The organism is Peribacillus tepidiphilus, assembly GCF_009466385.1.
GTDB classification, from domain to species: Bacteria; Bacillota; Bacilli; order Bacillales; family DSM-1321; genus Bacillus_BN; species Bacillus_BN tepidiphilus.
The window spans coordinates 38,721-54,744 of record NZ_WIAQ01000008.1 but is presented as its reverse complement, the minus strand read 5'-3'; the positions used below and the strand labels follow the sequence as shown (position 1 = coordinate 54,744).

Sequence of the window (16,024 nt, the reverse complement as noted above, 5' to 3'; positions counted from 1 at the left end):
TCAAAATAAATGATAAGTAAATTCATCACTTAAAGAAGAATTTGTTTTTTCATATAGGAGGAATTTGACGTGACAAAAGCTAATGTTCGAATAGAAAAGGATTTTCTTGGCTCAAAAGAAGTCAACATCGATGCGTATTATGGAATTCAAACGCTTCGGGCTGTTGAAAATTTCCCAATAACAGGCTATAGAATTCATGAAGAGCTTATTAAAGCAATGGCTATGGTAAAAAAAGCGGCTGCGCTTGCCAATATGGAAACGGGCAGACTATATAAAGGTCTTGGAGAAGTTATTGTACAGGCTGCAGATGAAATTATAAACGGAAAATTGCATGATCAGTTCATTGTCGATCCAATTCAGGGTGGAGCAGGAACTTCCATCAATATGAACACGAATGAAGTCATTGCAAATAGAGCACTTGAACTGATGGGGGAGAAAAAAGGAGATTACTCAAAGTTAAGTCCGAATACCCATGTGAACATGGCTCAATCTACAAATGACGCCTTTCCGACGGCTATACATATTTCTGTTCTGAATCTTTTAGAGAAACTTTTAGAAACGATGCGTAAAATGCATGAGGTTTTCTCACAAAAAGCAAAGGAATTTGACTCGGTTATCAAAATGGGGAGAACTCACCTTCAGGATGCAGTTCCAATTCGCCTCGGACAGGAGTTTGAAGCATACAGCCGTGTCTTAGCACGAGACATTAAGCGTATTGAGAATACTAGAGAGCATCTGTACGAAGTAAACATGGGAGCAACAGCTGTTGGAACAGGTTTAAATGCTAATCCAAAGTATATTGTAAGTGTTGTAAAACATTTGGCGTTTATCACTGGTCTTCCACTTAAAAATGCAGACCATCTTGTGGATGCTACCCAAAATACGGACGCGTACACTGAAGTTTCTGCAGCCTTAAAGGTTTGTATGATGAATATGTCCAAAATAGCCAATGACTTGAGGTTGATGGCATCAGGTCCGAGAGTGGGATTCAATGAGATTACTTTGCCAGCTCGCCAGCCTGGTTCCTCTATTATGCCTGGTAAGGTAAATCCTGTTATGGCTGAATTAATTAATCAGGTTGCATTCCAAGTAATTGGTAACGATCATACAATATGCCTAGCATCAGAAGCTGGACAGCTAGAACTGAACGTTATGGAGCCAATACTAGTTTTTAACTTAATTCAATCGATTAGTATTATGAATAACGCGTTCCGTGTATTTACTGAACATTGTCTAAAAGGAATAGAAGCAAATAAAGAAAAGCTAGCAAAAGATGTAGAGAAAAGTGTAGGAGTTATTACTGCAGTTAATCCGCACCTTGGCTACGAAGCTGTTGCCCGCATCGCTAGAGAAGCCATCCTTACTGGAAAATCAGTTAGGGAATTATGTTTAGCCTATGACGTGCTAACAGAAGAAGAACTGGACATCATCCTAAATCCATATGAAATGACAAACCCTGGTATTGCAGGCGAAGAATTATTAAACAAAAACTGAAAAAAGTAGTTATGAGACAATACGATTTAAAAGGCAAAACTGATCATTTTTTCAGTTCTGCCTTTTTCTTTTTTTAAATTTTCAGTTACAAGTCTAGATTACAAAGATAAACATGTAGGAAAAGAAGAGATGAATATTTTTTGTAAAATCATCAAAGGTAGTTGCATAATACTAGTTTTTATTTTAAAATTAACTGAAAATTTATAAAAATAATAATTTTAAATTATTTACACTATTTATTATTAAATAGTGATAGAGGTTAGACAAAGTATATTACTCGCACATTCAGATTGAATGCGAGTGAGAGAACTTTCACTTAAATCAAAGGAGCTTTCACTTAAATCGTTTGCGGGTCGTCTGACACTATTTTTTTAATAGTGCCATAAATAATACATACAAAAAAAGCAAGGGGGTAAAAAAATGAGAAAATCGATCAAACGTTTCCTTTCTGTTTTTGCAGTATTAGCATTGATTCTAGTGTCTGCATGTAGCGGTAAGGAAGCAAGTAAACCATCTACAGAAAGCAATGATGGTGGAAAATCTGGGGCTGTAACTGTAAAGGTTGGCGTGATATCTTGGTTAACCGGTGCAGGTGCGGGGTATGGAGAAGCCATTACAAATGGATTAAAGCTTGCCAACAAGGAAATTAATGCAGAGGGTAAGGTCAATATCGAGTTATTGACTGAGGATTCTGCTGGTAAGCAAGAACAAGCTTTATCAGCTGCACAAAAATTAATGAACTCTGAAAATGTTTCAGTGATTATAGGACCAACCCTAAGCACTGAAATGAAGGTGGTAGGCCCAGAAGCTGATTTGAACGGAGTACCAATCATCGGGACCTCTACAACAGCTGACGGAATTCCACAAATTGGAGATTATGTTTTCCGAAATTCAATTCCAGAAACATTGGCGATTCCTGCCTCTGTACAAAAAGCCGTAGAAGCATTTGGTGTGAAAAAAGTCGCGATTCTGTATGGAAATGACGATGTGTTTACGAAATCAGGATATGACACGATGAAAAAAGTGGCTGAGGATATGGGACTAGAAGTCTTAACGACTGAAACATTCCAAAAAGGCCAGGCCGATTATAATGCGCAGCTTACTAAAATTAAAGGGACCAACCCAGACCTAATCCTTTGTTCAGCACTTTATAACGAAGGTGCTGTCATCATGAACCAAGCAAGAAAAATGGGGATCACCGTCCCATTTGTAGGCGGTAATGGTTTTAACTCTCCGGAAGTTATTAAAATTGCAGGAGATTCTGCAAATGGATTAATTGTTGCAACACCTTGGTTTGGAGGAAAACAAGACGAGAAAGTACAAGGTTTTGTTGAAAAGTATAAAGCAGAATATGGAAAAGAACCAGATCAATTTGCTGCTCAAGCTTATGATGCCTTGTACATTTTAGCTGCTGCCATTGAAAGAGCAGGTAGCGATGATCGCAATGCGATTCGTGACGCATTGGCAGAAACAAAAGGTTTTGAAGGCATACTTGGAGAAATGTCTTTTGATGAAGAGGGAGACATTGTGATGGAACCAACCGTTTTAACCATTAAAGATGGTAGTTTCCAGATATTCGAATAACAATCTGGCTAAAGAGAGTGAACAAAACACTCTCTTTAGCTTTCATTCATGTTGACGTATAACATAAAGAGGTGAAATCGAACTTGTTGCTAGAACAATTGATTAACGGGCTTACATTAGGCAGCATCTACGCAATCGTTGCGCTTGGCTTTACGTTGGTATTTGGTGTCCTAGGTATTATCAATATGGCGCACGGAGAGATTTTTATGTTTGGTGCGTTCATGGGTGTGTTTGTCACCCATACGTTGGAGCTGCCACTTTACTTAGCTTTTGTAGTAGCTATCGCAATTACTGGAGTTTTAGGATTATTTTTAGAATGGATCGCCTTAAGACCTTTAAGAGGTAAGAAGGGCGTATCGCATCTAGCCCCATTAATTAGTACAATTGGAGTCTCTATTTTTTTAGAAAATCTTGCCCACCATCTTTTTGGTGCTGGAAACCATCCGTTTCGAACTCCTTTTTCTGAAATGAGCTTTCAAATTGGCTCGATTACGGTATATGCCGTTCAGATTGTTATTTTTGTCATTGCCGTTCTTTTAATGATTGGACTTTCTATATGGTTATCGAAAACAAAGGCAGGAAAAGCGCTTCGAGCTTGTGCTGAAAACCTTGAAGCAGCCAGCATACTTGGCGTCAATACGAAAAAAATGATTACCATGACCGTTATCATCGCCTCTGCAATGGGGGGAATTGCTGGCGTTTTAGTAGGAATGGCATTTAATTCTGTTACACCTCAGATGGGATTATCAATGGGATTAAAGGGACTCGCTATTATTATTTTAGGTGGAATGGGCAATGTTCGTGGTGCTATGATAGGCGGTCTCATTCTAGGGTTATCAGAAACAATGGTTGTAGCATTCGGAGATTCAGGTTATCGGGATGCCATCGCATTCATTGCTATTATCATCATTTTGCTAGTAAGACCACAAGGACTATTTGGTCAAGCTGCACCAGAGGCAAGGCGGTGAATGTAAATGTTAGCTGAAATGATCAATCCTTATTATTTGCAGGTAATGTCCTTTATTTTAATCAATATTATTCTTGGGGTTAGTATCTATATAACCCTATCGACAGGACAACTTTCATTGGGACACGCTGGATTCATGAGTATTGGAGCCTATACATCAGCGATATTAACCATCCATTATGATCTTCCATTATTTATCGGTATTATATGTGGTACAATACTCGCTGGAATAGTTGGGATCTTAATAGGTATTCCAACGTTACGTCTACAAGGAGTATATTTAGCAATTGCGACACTCGGTTTTGGGGAAGTCATTCGTGTTTTGTTTGTCAATTGGGAAAGCCTTACTCAAGGTGCAATTGGGATTTCATCCATCCCCCATGTGGGCCGTGAAATATTTATCTTTTTAAGGGATGCTGGTTTTAATGCTAGGCAGCTGGGACTTCAAAATAACCAGTTTATTAGTTTAACTGTATTTCTTTTACTGTTGATGATTACCCTTGTATTAATCTTTTTCTTTGTAAGACAAAACAACTCCCGTGTTGGACGTGCTTTTGCAGCCATAAAAATGGACGAAAATGCAGCAGAAGCTATGGGGGTCAATATTACGTATTACAAAATTCTTGCATTTGCTCAAGGCGCCATGGTAGCCGGGTTTGCAGGGGCACTGTTTGCGCATATCACTTCCTATATTAGCCCTTCCGATTTTGCTTATCATCGGGCCGTTGAGATTCTTATTTTTGCTGTATTTGGAGGAAGCGAAGTCATTTGGGGACCTGTTTTTGGAGCAATCTTCCTGACCGCAGTTCCAGAATTTCTAAGGGAAGTTAGCGAATACAGATATATGGTTTATGGTGTGATTCTCGTCCTAATGATGGCATTTAGATCACAAGGACTCATTGATTATCATTTGGTATATAAAATGAGTAATAGGCGAAAACAGAAGAAAAAACATAAGGAAGCAAGCAAGGAAAAGGAGAATCAAAGTCATGGTATTGGAAGTTAAAAATATTACAAAAAAATTCGGTGGAATCCAAGCCTTGACAGACGTATCTTTTCAAGTTGAAAAAGGAGAGGTTTTTGGATTAATAGGTCCAAATGGAGCAGGGAAAACAACCATGTTTAATCTTATTACCTCCATGTTTCCTGCTACTTCAGGAGAAATTGTCTTTTCCGGACAAACCTTAACAGGATTGAAGCCTTATCAGATTACGAAAATAGGGGTATGTAGAACCTTTCAAAATATTCGCCTTTTCCCTGACATGACGGTCCTTGATAATGTGACAGTAGGTCAGCATTGTAGAACCAAATCGGGAGTATGGTCAAGTGTATTTCGAACAAAGTCTCAGCGTCTTGAAGAGAAAAAAATAAAAGCAAAAGCACAAGAGCTATTGCAATTAGTAGGTTTAGAGGATTATGAAGATACGTTTGCTGATAGCCTTGCATATGGTCAACAGCGCCGTCTCGAAATAGCCCGTGCCCTAGCAAGTGAACCAAAGCTTTTATTGCTGGATGAGCCAGCTGCTGGAATGAATGAGAAAGAGACAAACGATCTATATGAGCTTATTCTAAAAATTAAAAAGCTCGGAATTACGATCTTACTCATTGAACACGATATGCCCCTTGTCATGAAGGTGTGCGATCGAATTGCTGTTCTTAATTTTGGTAAAAAAATTACACAAGGAACACCAGAAGAAATCAAAAATAATCCTGAAGTAATTGAAGCCTACCTCGGCCGAGAGGAGGAAGAAGAGCTTGCTTAGCGTAAAAAACATCCATACATACTATGGAAATATCCAAGCTTTAAAAGGCGTTAGCATCGAGGTACCCGAAGGAAGCATCGTAACAATTCTAGGAGCAAATGGTGCCGGAAAAACGACAACCATGAAAACCATTGCCGGACTATTAAAGCCAAAGGAAGGGAAAATCTCGTTTTTAAATCAAGATGTGACTGCAGATCGTCCTGACCAATTGGTTAGAAAAGGAGTCGCTCTCGTTCCGGAAGGCCGGGCGATTTTATCTGGAATGACAGTGCTAGAAAATCTGGAAATGGGAGCTTTTCCAAGAAAAGATTCCGAAGTCAAAGCCGATTTAGAAAAAGTGATGGATCGGTTTCCAATCTTGAGAGAACGAAAGTCCCAACTAGGTGGAACCCTTTCTGGTGGCCAGCAGCAGATGCTAGCCATTGCGAGAGCACTTATGTCAAGACCGAAATTGCTTCTTCTCGATGAACCATCTATGGGATTAGCACCTTTAATTGTCCAAGATATTTTTAAAATCGTAAAAGAAATCAATCAAGACGGAACAACTGTATTGCTAGTAGAACAGAATGCAAGGCAAGCTCTGAAAATAGCAGACTACGCCTACGTCCTCGAAATAGGTAAGGTCGTGAAAGAAGGTCCAGCACGAGACTTACTGCATGATCCAAGTGTTAAAGAAGCCTATCTAGGACATTAAATCAATAGAAAATGAATTTGCCCAGACTCAGTCTGAAGATGCAGCCCTTCTAATTATAGAAGGGTTTTTTGTTGTCCCTATACCTTTCTAAAAAGTACCGTTTGGCGGAAGTAATATTCAAACTGGCGGGAATATCAAGAAAACTAGCGGAATTATTGTTCAAACCTGCGGGATTAAGACTAAGACCCGCGGGTTATTGTAAAGCACAACTGAACTTCAATAAATCCAGTGAAATCGAAAAAGTGTTTCTGATATTAGAAAGGTTTGTAGAATAAGTCTATAAAAATAATCATAGCAATAAAAACAGAAACAATCATTTTATAGGTCAGCTATAAAAAATGTGTTGAATATTCAGAATTTATTTTATATGATGTATGTAACAAACATACCGACTGGTTAGTATTTAATTGATCTGCAAGATTGAAAAAGCGATCAGCTTACAAATTTATTAGGAGGTCATGCTATGCATGTTAACGAACTTTTTGATTTATCGGGAAAAGTAGCGCTTGTTACGGGAGGAGGTAGAGGACTTGGTGAACAAATCGCGAAAGGATTTGCTGAAGCAGGTGCAAACGTTGTGGTTTGTTCTAGAAATGAAGAAGCGTGTAAAGAAGTAAGTGAAGAATTAAGAAAAATAGGAGTAGAATCGTTAGCTCTTAAATGTGATGTTACAAATCCTGAGGATGTAAAGTATGTGGTTGAAAAAACCTTCGAAACCTTTGGTCGAATTGATATTTTAGTCAATAATAGCGGGGCTTCTTGGGGAGCGCCAATGGAAGAAATGCCGCTTGAAGCATGGCAGAAAGTGATGAAAGTAAATGTAACTGGAACGTTTTTAATGTCCCAAGCTGTTGGAAAAATCATGCTAGAACAAAAAAGTGGAAAAATCATCAATATTGCTTCCATAGCAGGATTAAAAGGATCCGATCCAAAATACATGGATGCGATTGGTTATAGTGCGAGTAAGGGTGCTGTTATAACCTTTACAAAAGATTTAGCCGTAAAATGGGGACCGCGTGGGATTCATGTAAATGCCATTGCTCCAGGATTTTTCCCGACAAAAATGTCAAAAGGGCTATTAGAAAAAGGAGGCAAAGCCATTTTAGAAGGAACTCCTTTAAGAAAATTTGGTAGTGACAATGACTTAAAAGGAGCTGCACTTTTCTTAGCTGCACCTGCTTCAGATTTTGTGACAGGGGCCATTTTAGTAGTGGATGGTGGATCCTCTGTTATGTAAGTGTGCAAACCTTGGATTATACTCTAATAAAGGAGTTAAAAAATGCCAAAAATACATCTTTTGATGAAGAAAGAAGATATTGATCAGCAAAAACTTAGTGATAATAAGTTAGTTGTAGTTTTCGATATTTTGCTTGCAACCACGACTATTACAGCTGCTTTAGAATTTGGAGCAAAAGAAGTAATACCAGTCTTGAACGGAACAGAAGCAAAAAAAGAGGCTGAGGGAAGGATTGAAGGGAGTTATTTGCTTGTTGGCGAATATGAGGGAGCGACATTAGAAGGGTTTCTATCTCCTAATCCAATGGGTCTTAAAGAAATCGTATCAGGTAAAACCATCATTTTATCTACAACAAATGGAACGGTTGCACTAAAAAACTCTGAAATGGCCAAAAAGGTATATGCTGCTTCAATTTTAAATAGTAAAGCTGTAGCAGAGCAACTAAGAAATACGCATCAGGGCGAATCCATTATATTAATATGTTCAGGATCCTCAGGAGAATTTAATATAGAGGATTTTATAGGAGCTGGCTATTTTATCGATTGCCTTCTTACTGGAAATTTTACATGTGAATTAACAGATGCAGCGAATGCAGCCTATCAATTTTATCTTGGAAGCAAAGGTAGAAGTGAAGAAATCATAAAGGAATCAAATGTAGGACAAATGTTAACCCGTTATGGTTTTGAAGAAGCATTAACCTTTGTTTCTAAAAAAAGTGTATGTCATGTAGTTCCAGTTTTACTAGATAAAAGTGTTGTAGATGAAAAAAGAAGTGTTGAATCGATTTCATGAACCATTTTCTATACGTAAGAAAATGAACGATCTATTTAAACCGTCTAATGTTTTTGCCGTGCAAAAATATCGTAATACGAATCGTTTAATATGTAAAAAGGAGATGATCGAATGGATTTTTCCTATTCACCTAAAGTAATAGAATTGCAACAAAGATTAACGCAATTTATGGAGAAGTATGTGTACCCAAATGAAAAAGTATATGAGGAACAGTTGAACGAGCAAGAATCTCGTTGGAGTGGAGTTCCACCCATTATGGAAGAATTAAAAGCAAAGGCAAGAGCGGAAGGTTTATGGAATCTTTTCCTACCTGAAAGCGATTCTGGTGCAGGGCTGACGAATCTAGAATATGCTCCGCTATGTGAAATTATGGGTCGCTCTATGATTGGGCCAGAAGTATTCAATTGTAGTGCCCCAGATACAGGGAATATGGAAGTTCTAGAACGATATGGCTCTGAGGAACAAAAAAGACAATGGCTAATTCCGCTTCTTGCAGGAGAAATCCGTTCTTGTTTTTCCATGACGGAGCCTGACGTTGCTTCTTCTGATGCCACCAATATTCAAGCTAGTATTCAAAGAGATGGAGACTCCTACATAATCAATGGCCGAAAATGGTGGTCTTCAGGAGCTGGAGATCCACGCTGTAAAATTGCGATTGTCATGGGAAAAACCGATCCTAGTGCAAATCGTTATGAACAGCAATCGATGATTCTTGTTCCTTTAGATACCCCAGGTGTTAAAATCGAAAGATTGCTCCCTGTATTTGGTTATGATCATGCGCCACATGGACATGCGGAGATTAGCTATGAAAATGTTAGAGTCCCTGCTGAGAACATTATTTGGGGAGAAGGGAAAGGCTTTGCCATCGCTCAAGGTCGATTAGGCCCAGGCAGAATTCATCATTGTATGAGATTAATAGGAGCTGCAGAACGTGCACTAGAAGAATTATGTAAGCGAGTTCAAAATCGTGTAGCCTTTGGCAAATCACTAAGTAGCCAAGGGGTCATTCAAGAATGGATCGCCGATTCAAGAATTGAAATTGAACAGGCTAGATTGCTAACTTTGAAAGCAGCATACATGATGGATAAAGTTGGAAACAAAGAAGCAAAAACAGAAATTGCCATGATAAAAGTAGTTGCACCTTCCATGGCATTACGTGTAATTGACAGAGCTATACAGGCTCTTGGTGCAGCAGGAGTTTCAAATGATTTTACTCTAGCTGCTCAATGGGCAAATGCTAGAACATTAAGACTGGCTGACGGTCCAGATGAAGTACACCGTGCTCAACTTGCTAAACTCGAGCTTCGAAAATACCAGTGGAAATCTGATTTAGTCACTACTCAAAAATAGATAAGATCGTGCATTAACATGAATCTACCTCTAACTGAATAAGGGGGTTCAAAAATGAGGTTAAAAAAAAAGGTAGCCATCATTACAGGTGGAGGCGGTGGAATTGGTCGTTCCACTTCCCTACGCTTTTCTCAAGAAGGAGCAAAAGTAGTTGTTGCTGATATAGATTCGGTGTCTGGGCAAGAAACCGTTTCTTTTATTAAAGAAAAAGGTGGTGAAGCATGTTTTATTAAAACAGATGTAACAAATTCAGAAGATGTACAAAATTTGATACATTCTACTGTTGAAATTTTTGGCGCTTTGGATGTTTTGTTTAACAATGCTGGAATTGGAAACTCAGAAGTGAGAAGTGTAGATCTGCTGGAAGAAGAGTGGAATAAGGTGATCGATAGTAACTTAAAAGGGGTTTTTCTTGGGATAAAATATGCGGTTCCAGAACTTAAAAAGTCTGGGAATGGGGTTATTATTAATACTTCAAGCGTCATGGGGTTAAAAGGCCAAAAATATTTATCCGCCTATAATGCTGCTAAAGGTGGAGTCATCTTATTGACGCAAAATGCTGCGTTAGAATACGGGAAATACAATATTCGAGTCAATGCCATTGCTCCTGGTGTTATTGACACAAAAATCATTGATCAATGGAAAAATAACGAACGTAAATGGCCGATTATTTCACGTGCTAATGCACTCGGCAGAATTGGGAATCCAGAAGAAGTGGCAAATGCCGTTTTATTTTTAGCATCAGACGAAGCCTCATTTATTACTGGTGCAACATTGTCGGTTGATGGTGGAGGAGTGATTTTTTAATATTCTTAATCTTAGTTTTCATTGAAACGGAAAAATCCTCTTATGTTTACACTTTGTTAAATCAAGTAAAACCTATAATCCAGTTCTATTAATCTGCTAGATGCTAATATACTCTCCTATGAAATATAAATTGTAATACCTAAATAATATTAGGGAGGTATTAAGAAATGAATGCCAAAAAAGCCTGGATATCCCATTACCCTGAAACAATCGCCACAGATATTACTATACCAAGAAAATCATTACCTGAAATGCTACATGAAATTGCTTCAAAATATCCTTCCAATAACGCCATCTCATTTTTTAATAAGAAAATCACCTATCAAGAGCTTCAATTCGCAGTAACAGCTTTTGCTTCTTCTCTACAAAAAAATGGCATTCAGAAGGGTGATCGAGTGGCCATTATGCTCCCAAACTGTCCTCAATACGTCATTTCCTTTTACGGAATATTGACAGCTGGTGCTATTGTTACACAAGTGAATCCTATGTCTGTTGAACGGGAGCTAAAGCATGTAATACATGACTCTGGTGCTGAAACAATTATCGTATTGGAGGCTCTATATCCAATAGTAAAAGCAATACAGCCTAAAACAAATATAAAGAAAATCATTGTTGTAAGTTTACCGCCTTCTGGTAAAAATTTTACTCCTGATCGTACATTTGAAGATTTTTTAACAGAGGGGAATGGTCAAGTACTTCCAGTAAGCATACAGCCTGAAAATGATGTGGCTGTTCTTCAATATACTGGTGGTACTACAGGTAGATCCAAAGGGGCCATGTTAACTCATCGTAATATTTTTGCGAATGTGATTCAATGCTATGAGTTTTTTAAAGATCATATAGAAATTGGAAAAGAGCGTAATTTATCCGTCATCCCATTTTTTCATGTCTTTGGAATGAATTCTTGTATGAATCTTACCCTTTATACGGCAAATGAAATGATTCTTCTTCCTCGATTTGAATTAATGGAAGTGTTAAATACCATAAAAACAGAACAGCCTACGATATTTCCAGGTGTTCCTACGATGTATGTGGCCATTACTAATCATCCTGAGGCAGAGGAATACGGAATCAATAGTATTAAAATTTGTAATAGTGGCAGTGCTCCAATGCCAGTTGAATTATTAAATCAATTTGAAAGAATTACAGGTGCAAAAATATTAGAAGGATACGGGTTATCTGAGGCGTCTCCAACGACCCATTGCAATCCAGTATTTGCTGAAAGAAAGCCTGGTACGGTCGGTATTGGTGTGCCATCGACTGATTATAAAATAGTGGATTTGGGAACGGGAAATGAAGAAGTCCCGACAGGTGAAATAGGCGAACTAATTATAAGAGGCCCTCAAATCATGAAAGGGTATTGGAATATGCCAGAGGAAACTGCTCATACACTTCGAGACGGTTGGTTGTATACAGGAGATATTGCTAAAGTGGATGAGGATGGGTATGTTTCGATTATCGATAGAAAGAAAGATTTGATCATTGCAAGCGGATACAACGTTTATCCACGTGAGGTCGAAGAAATATTATATGAACATCCATGTATACAGGAGGCCGTTGTAATAGGTGTACCTGATCCTTATAGAGGTGAAAATGTAAAAGCTGTCGTTGTATTAAAACCAGGTAAAACTGCAACGGAACAAGAAATCATTGACTTTTGTTTAAGAAATATGGCAACTTATAAAGCTCCTCGGATTGTAGAATTCCGTGAGCAGCTTCCAAAAACAAGTGTTGGAAAAATTCTGCGGAGGGCACTTCGAGAAGCCTTGGAGTCAAAACCCAATTAACGTTAATAACACCCAAAGAAAAGATATAAAAGAAAGGTTCGGGAGATTTTTGTTATTACTGATCCTCTCTTTTTCGCCGAGGAGTGAGATCCCTCCCCGCGGAAAGCAACTGCCTAGAGCGGAAATCAACGGACAAACTTTTTAGCCCAAAAACAACAATCTATGCGAAAAGAGCCAAAAAATAAAAGTATTTTGTATCAAATCAACTCGTAAGGAGGTGTGTTCATGCACGAAATTGAAATAACGGGGCGATTTTCAGAAACAGATGCATTAGGACATATCAATAATACAAGCTACTTTGTTTACCTTGAAGAAGCAAGAATAAAATTTTTTCAATTTTTAGGGTTTAACATGAAAGCAAAAGATTGGAACTTTATTTTAGCATCAACAACCTGCAACTTTATCAATCAAGGTTACTTCAATCAAATTTTTTCCATCAAAACCTGCGTTTCTAAAATTGGTACAAAAAGCTTTCAATTAGAACACGAAATCGTTTGTGCCCAAACAAAACAAATCATAGCAAGCGCAAGTGCAATTGTTGTCTATTACAATTATGAAGAACAAAAAAGTGAACAGATTCCAGAATTATTAAAAAGTCAGCTAGCAGGGCATATGAAGTCTGAATGTTCTTAACATTGAGGAAGGAGGGTAGTTTATGGAAAAAGTAGACAGAGAAACGATTCATGTTCGACAAGGAGAAGAATTAAACCTTCCAGCATTAAAAAAGTTTTTATATGAACAGATTGAAGACTTACCAATGGAGGAGTTGACCATCCGTCAATTTTCAGCAGGAAACTCCAATTTAACGTATTTATTGAAAATAGGTGAGTGGGAAGCCGTGTTAAGGCGCCCACCACTAGGGCCAGTAGCACCGAGAGCTCATGATATGAAAAGAGAATATCGAATCCTATCTGAAATTCATCCTTTATATTCAGCAGCTCCTAAACCAATCCTTTTTTCGGAAGATGAAAGCATCGTTGGAAGTCTGTTTTTTATTATGGAAAGGAAGCATGGAGAGGTCTTCGATACCTCTTTCCCTGAACATATTACTGTAACAAAAGAACTATGTGAACGGATCTCCAATGAAATGGTTGATAAACTCGTAGAGCTTCACTCCATTGACTACAAAAAGACTGGTTTATTGGAAATAAGTAAACCGGAGAGATTCATGGAAAGACAAGTTCATGGGTGGATTTCAAGATACGAGCGAGCAAAAACGAGTGAAATAACAGAAGTTGAGGCACTTACAAGCTGGCTAATTAAGCATATCCCAAAAAATCATCAATCTGCCGTTATTCATTATGATTACAAATTGAATAATTCTATGTTTAGTAGAGATTTATCCACATTGATTGGTTTATTTGACTGGGAAATGGCTACAGTAGGCGATCCTCTCGCTGATCTAGGTGTGGCAATGGGCTATTGGATCGAAAAGGATGATCCAAACCTTTTAAAACAAGGATTGGGTAAAGCTCCTGTAACAGTATACGATGGGTTTATGACACGTAAACAATTCATTGAAGCTTATGCAAGGAAAAGTGGACGAGACGTTTCGAATATGAATTTTTATTTATCGTTTGCTTATTTCAAGCTAGCCGTTATCGTTCAACAAATCTATTATCGCTATAAAAAAGGCCAAACAAACGATCAACGGTTCTCCAAGTTTGATGAATTTGCCAAAAGCTTAATCACCCATGGATCGAATGTGGCTTTAGAGAAGGTTTGAGCAGTAAATAAAAGGGGGAAGTTTTTCATGAGTAATCAAGACTTATTAGTAGATGTATCGAATCGCGTTATGACATTAACGTTAAACAGACCAGAAAGTTTAAATGCATTTAGTGCTGACATGATTAACGGTTTAGTGGATGCACTTGAAAACGCTCAAAAGAATCCAGAAATTAGAGCAATTGTTATGTTTGGAGCTGGCCGTTCATTTAGTGCAGGCGGCGACGTGAAAAATATGGGGAAAGCTAATCCACAGCAAGTATATGAGCATATTAATAGATTGAATAAATGCATTTTGAAAATAAGAGAAACAGAGAAGCCAATCATTGCGGCGGTTCATGGGTTTGCTGCTGGTGCAGGCTTTAACTTGGCATTGGCATGCGACTTAATTATTGCAGCAGAAGATAGTAAATTCGCACTGAGCTTTTCACAGGTTGGATTAATCTCTGATGGTGGAGGGTCGTATTTCCTTCCACGAATCATAGGTCCACATTTGGCAAAACAGTTTTTCTTTACTGGCGAACCGGTATCTGCTGAACGTTTGTATCAGTTAGGGGTCGTGAATCGGCTTGTTCCTGCTGAAGACTTAAAGGAGGAAGCGTTAATGTTTGCTTCTAAACTAGCGTGTGGACCTGGTAAAGCATATGGGATGATGAAAAAACTGATTGATCATTCTTTTACTGCTACTCTTGACGAAATTCTAGAACAAGAAGCGATTACTCAAACTTTAATGGTCACAACAGAAGATCATGTAGAAGGAGTTTCAGCTTTTAAAGAAAAAAGAAAACCATCTTTTACAGGAAGATAAGAATAGGAGGAAGTTATGAAAGCGATACAATTCACAAAATTTGGTGGACCTGAAGTTTTACAGAAAGTAGAAGTTGAGAAACCTGTTCCGAAAGGTAGAGAAGTATTAATCGAAATTCATGCAGCTGCCGTCAATTATGCGGATACCGCACGAAGAGAAGGTCAATATGTTGTGAAAACCACTCTTCCATTCATTCCTGGTGCTGAAGTAGCCGGAATTGTAGTAGAAGTAGGAGAGTATGTAACGTCAGTAAAGCCAGGAACAAGAGTCGTGACGTTAATTGAATCCGGAGGATATGCGGAATACGCAATTGCTGATGAGCGGTCTCTTATTCCAATTCCAGAACAGTTGGATTTTAATCAGGCCGCTGCACTACCATTACAAGGCTTAAGTGCTTATCATATTTTAAAAACAATGGGGCGACTGCAAGAAGGTGAAAGCGTATTAGTTCATGCAGCAGCAGGAGGTGTAGGTACATTGGCTGTACAGCTAGCTAAGCTTTTTGGGGCCGGAAAAGTAATTGCTACTGCCAGTACAGAGGAAAAGCTACAGCTAGCGCACGAAATGGGTGCAGATGTTTTGATCAATTACACAAATGAAAATTGGGAGGAACAAGTGCTTGAAGCAACTGGAGGAAAGGGTGTGGATGTTGCACTTGAAATGGCAGGTGGAGATGTTTTCATCAAAACCTTAAAATGTCTTGCTACCTTTGGAAGACTCGTAATCTACGGTGTAGCTAGCGGCGAGCAAAGTCGATTCTATCCCTCTTCTCTGATGGCCAGAAATCAATCGGTTATAGGTTTTTTTCTTCCACAAATCATGAGAAAGCCAGAGTTATTAAAAACGAGTTTACAAGAGTTGTTTCAGTATTTAGCTGAAGGGAAGCTGAAATTAACCATTGGAGATGTTTTTCCTTTAGAAGAAGCTGCCCATGTCCACGCTCTCTTGCAATCCCGAAAAACTGTTGGAAAGCTTATATTAGAACCAAAATCATGATAATTGATAAATCCATTAAT

At 38.3% G+C, this 16,024-nt stretch carries 15 protein-coding genes; all 15 read left to right on the top strand.

Annotated features, from left to right (window positions below; translation table 11 throughout):
• Positions 1-69: 69 nt before the first annotated feature.
• Positions 70-1,494 (top strand): aspartate ammonia-lyase, encoded by a 1,425-nt coding sequence (aspA, locus tag GD441_RS07025; protein WP_153125138.1) that lies wholly within the window; start codon positions 70-72, stop codon positions 1,492-1,494.
• A gap of 420 nt (positions 1,495-1,914) precedes the next feature.
• A complete protein-coding gene (locus tag GD441_RS07020; RefSeq protein ID WP_153125136.1) occupies positions 1,915-3,078 on the top strand; it encodes an ABC transporter substrate-binding protein in 1,164 nt (387 codons plus the stop codon).
• A gap of 83 nt (positions 3,079-3,161) precedes the next feature.
• A complete protein-coding gene (locus GD441_RS07015) occupies positions 3,162-4,046 on the top strand; it encodes a branched-chain amino acid ABC transporter permease (protein ID WP_153125134.1) in 885 nt (294 codons plus the stop codon).
• 6 nt (positions 4,047-4,052) lie between these two features.
• A complete protein-coding gene (locus GD441_RS07010) occupies positions 4,053-5,051 on the top strand; it encodes a branched-chain amino acid ABC transporter permease (protein WP_153125132.1) in 999 nt (332 codons plus the stop codon).
• A complete protein-coding gene (locus GD441_RS07005; protein WP_153125130.1) occupies positions 5,035-5,808 on the top strand; it encodes an ABC transporter ATP-binding protein in 774 nt (257 codons plus the stop codon). Before GD441_RS07010 ends, GD441_RS07005 begins: the two co-directional genes overlap by 17 nt.
• Entirely contained in the window at positions 5,801-6,502 is a 702-nt protein-coding gene (locus tag GD441_RS07000; RefSeq protein ID WP_153125128.1) for an ABC transporter ATP-binding protein, read from the top strand. The genes GD441_RS07005 and GD441_RS07000 overlap by 8 nt, the downstream gene beginning before the upstream one ends.
• Before the next feature lie 463 nt (positions 6,503-6,965).
• Positions 6,966-7,739: an SDR family oxidoreductase gene (locus GD441_RS06995; protein ID WP_153125126.1), complete on the top strand. Its 774-nt coding sequence runs from the start codon at positions 6,966-6,968 to the stop codon at positions 7,737-7,739.
• Between the two features lie 42 nt (positions 7,740-7,781).
• The gene (locus GD441_RS06990) at positions 7,782-8,531 is read left to right on the top strand and encodes a 2-phosphosulfolactate phosphatase (protein WP_153125124.1); all 750 of its coding nucleotides are present in this window, start codon (positions 7,782-7,784) and stop codon (positions 8,529-8,531) included.
• Positions 8,532-8,642: 111 nt separating this feature from the next.
• On the top strand, positions 8,643-9,881 hold the full coding sequence (locus tag GD441_RS06985) for an acyl-CoA dehydrogenase (RefSeq protein WP_153125122.1): 1,239 nt from the start codon (positions 8,643-8,645) through the stop codon (positions 9,879-9,881).
• 54 nt (positions 9,882-9,935) lie between these two features.
• Positions 9,936-10,688: an SDR family NAD(P)-dependent oxidoreductase gene (locus GD441_RS06980; RefSeq protein ID WP_153125120.1), complete on the top strand. Its 753-nt coding sequence runs from the start codon at positions 9,936-9,938 to the stop codon at positions 10,686-10,688.
• Positions 10,689-10,855: 167 nt separating this feature from the next.
• Positions 10,856-12,475, top strand: coding sequence for a long-chain-fatty-acid--CoA ligase (locus GD441_RS06975; RefSeq protein WP_153125118.1), 1,620 nt, complete (start codon positions 10,856-10,858; stop codon positions 12,473-12,475).
• Positions 12,476-12,700: 225 nt separating this feature from the next.
• Complete coding sequence (locus GD441_RS06970) at positions 12,701-13,108, top strand: acyl-CoA thioesterase (protein WP_153125116.1); 408 nt, start codon at positions 12,701-12,703, stop codon at positions 13,106-13,108.
• Positions 13,109-13,130: 22 nt separating this feature from the next.
• Positions 13,131-14,201 carry a phosphotransferase family protein gene (locus GD441_RS06965; protein ID WP_153125114.1) on the top strand — a complete coding sequence of 357 codons (1,071 nt, stop codon included), beginning with the start codon at positions 13,131-13,133 and terminating at the stop codon, positions 14,199-14,201.
• Positions 14,202-14,228: 27 nt separating this feature from the next.
• The gene (locus GD441_RS06960; protein WP_153125112.1) at positions 14,229-15,008 is read left to right on the top strand and encodes an enoyl-CoA hydratase/isomerase family protein; all 780 of its coding nucleotides are present in this window, start codon (positions 14,229-14,231) and stop codon (positions 15,006-15,008) included.
• A gap of 15 nt (positions 15,009-15,023) precedes the next feature.
• Positions 15,024-16,004 carry a quinone oxidoreductase family protein gene (locus GD441_RS06955; protein ID WP_153125110.1) on the top strand — a complete coding sequence of 327 codons (981 nt, stop codon included), beginning with the start codon at positions 15,024-15,026 and terminating at the stop codon, positions 16,002-16,004.
• Positions 16,005-16,024: the final 20 nt, after the last annotated feature.

Coding starts and splice junctions, on each gene's coding strand:
- GD441_RS06995 (WP_153125126.1), top strand. CDS start 6,966: ATGCATGTTAACGAACTTTTTGATTTATCGGGAAAAGTAGCGCTTGTT.
- GD441_RS06975 (WP_153125118.1), top strand. CDS start 10,856: ATGAATGCCAAAAAAGCCTGGATATCCCATTACCCTGAAACAATCGCC.
- GD441_RS06985 (WP_153125122.1), top strand. CDS start 8,643: ATGGATTTTTCCTATTCACCTAAAGTAATAGAATTGCAACAAAGATTA.
- GD441_RS06965 (WP_153125114.1), top strand. CDS start 13,131: ATGGAAAAAGTAGACAGAGAAACGATTCATGTTCGACAAGGAGAAGAA.
- GD441_RS07005 (WP_153125130.1), top strand. CDS start 5,035: ATGGTATTGGAAGTTAAAAATATTACAAAAAAATTCGGTGGAATCCAA.
- GD441_RS07020 (WP_153125136.1), top strand. CDS start 1,915: ATGAGAAAATCGATCAAACGTTTCCTTTCTGTTTTTGCAGTATTAGCA.
- GD441_RS06990 (WP_153125124.1), top strand. CDS start 7,782: ATGCCAAAAATACATCTTTTGATGAAGAAAGAAGATATTGATCAGCAA.
- GD441_RS06960 (WP_153125112.1), top strand. CDS start 14,229: ATGAGTAATCAAGACTTATTAGTAGATGTATCGAATCGCGTTATGACA.
- GD441_RS06955 (WP_153125110.1), top strand. CDS start 15,024: ATGAAAGCGATACAATTCACAAAATTTGGTGGACCTGAAGTTTTACAG.
- GD441_RS06980 (WP_153125120.1), top strand. CDS start 9,936: ATGAGGTTAAAAAAAAAGGTAGCCATCATTACAGGTGGAGGCGGTGGA.
- GD441_RS06970 (WP_153125116.1), top strand. CDS start 12,701: ATGCACGAAATTGAAATAACGGGGCGATTTTCAGAAACAGATGCATTA.
- GD441_RS07010 (WP_153125132.1), top strand. CDS start 4,053: ATGTTAGCTGAAATGATCAATCCTTATTATTTGCAGGTAATGTCCTTT.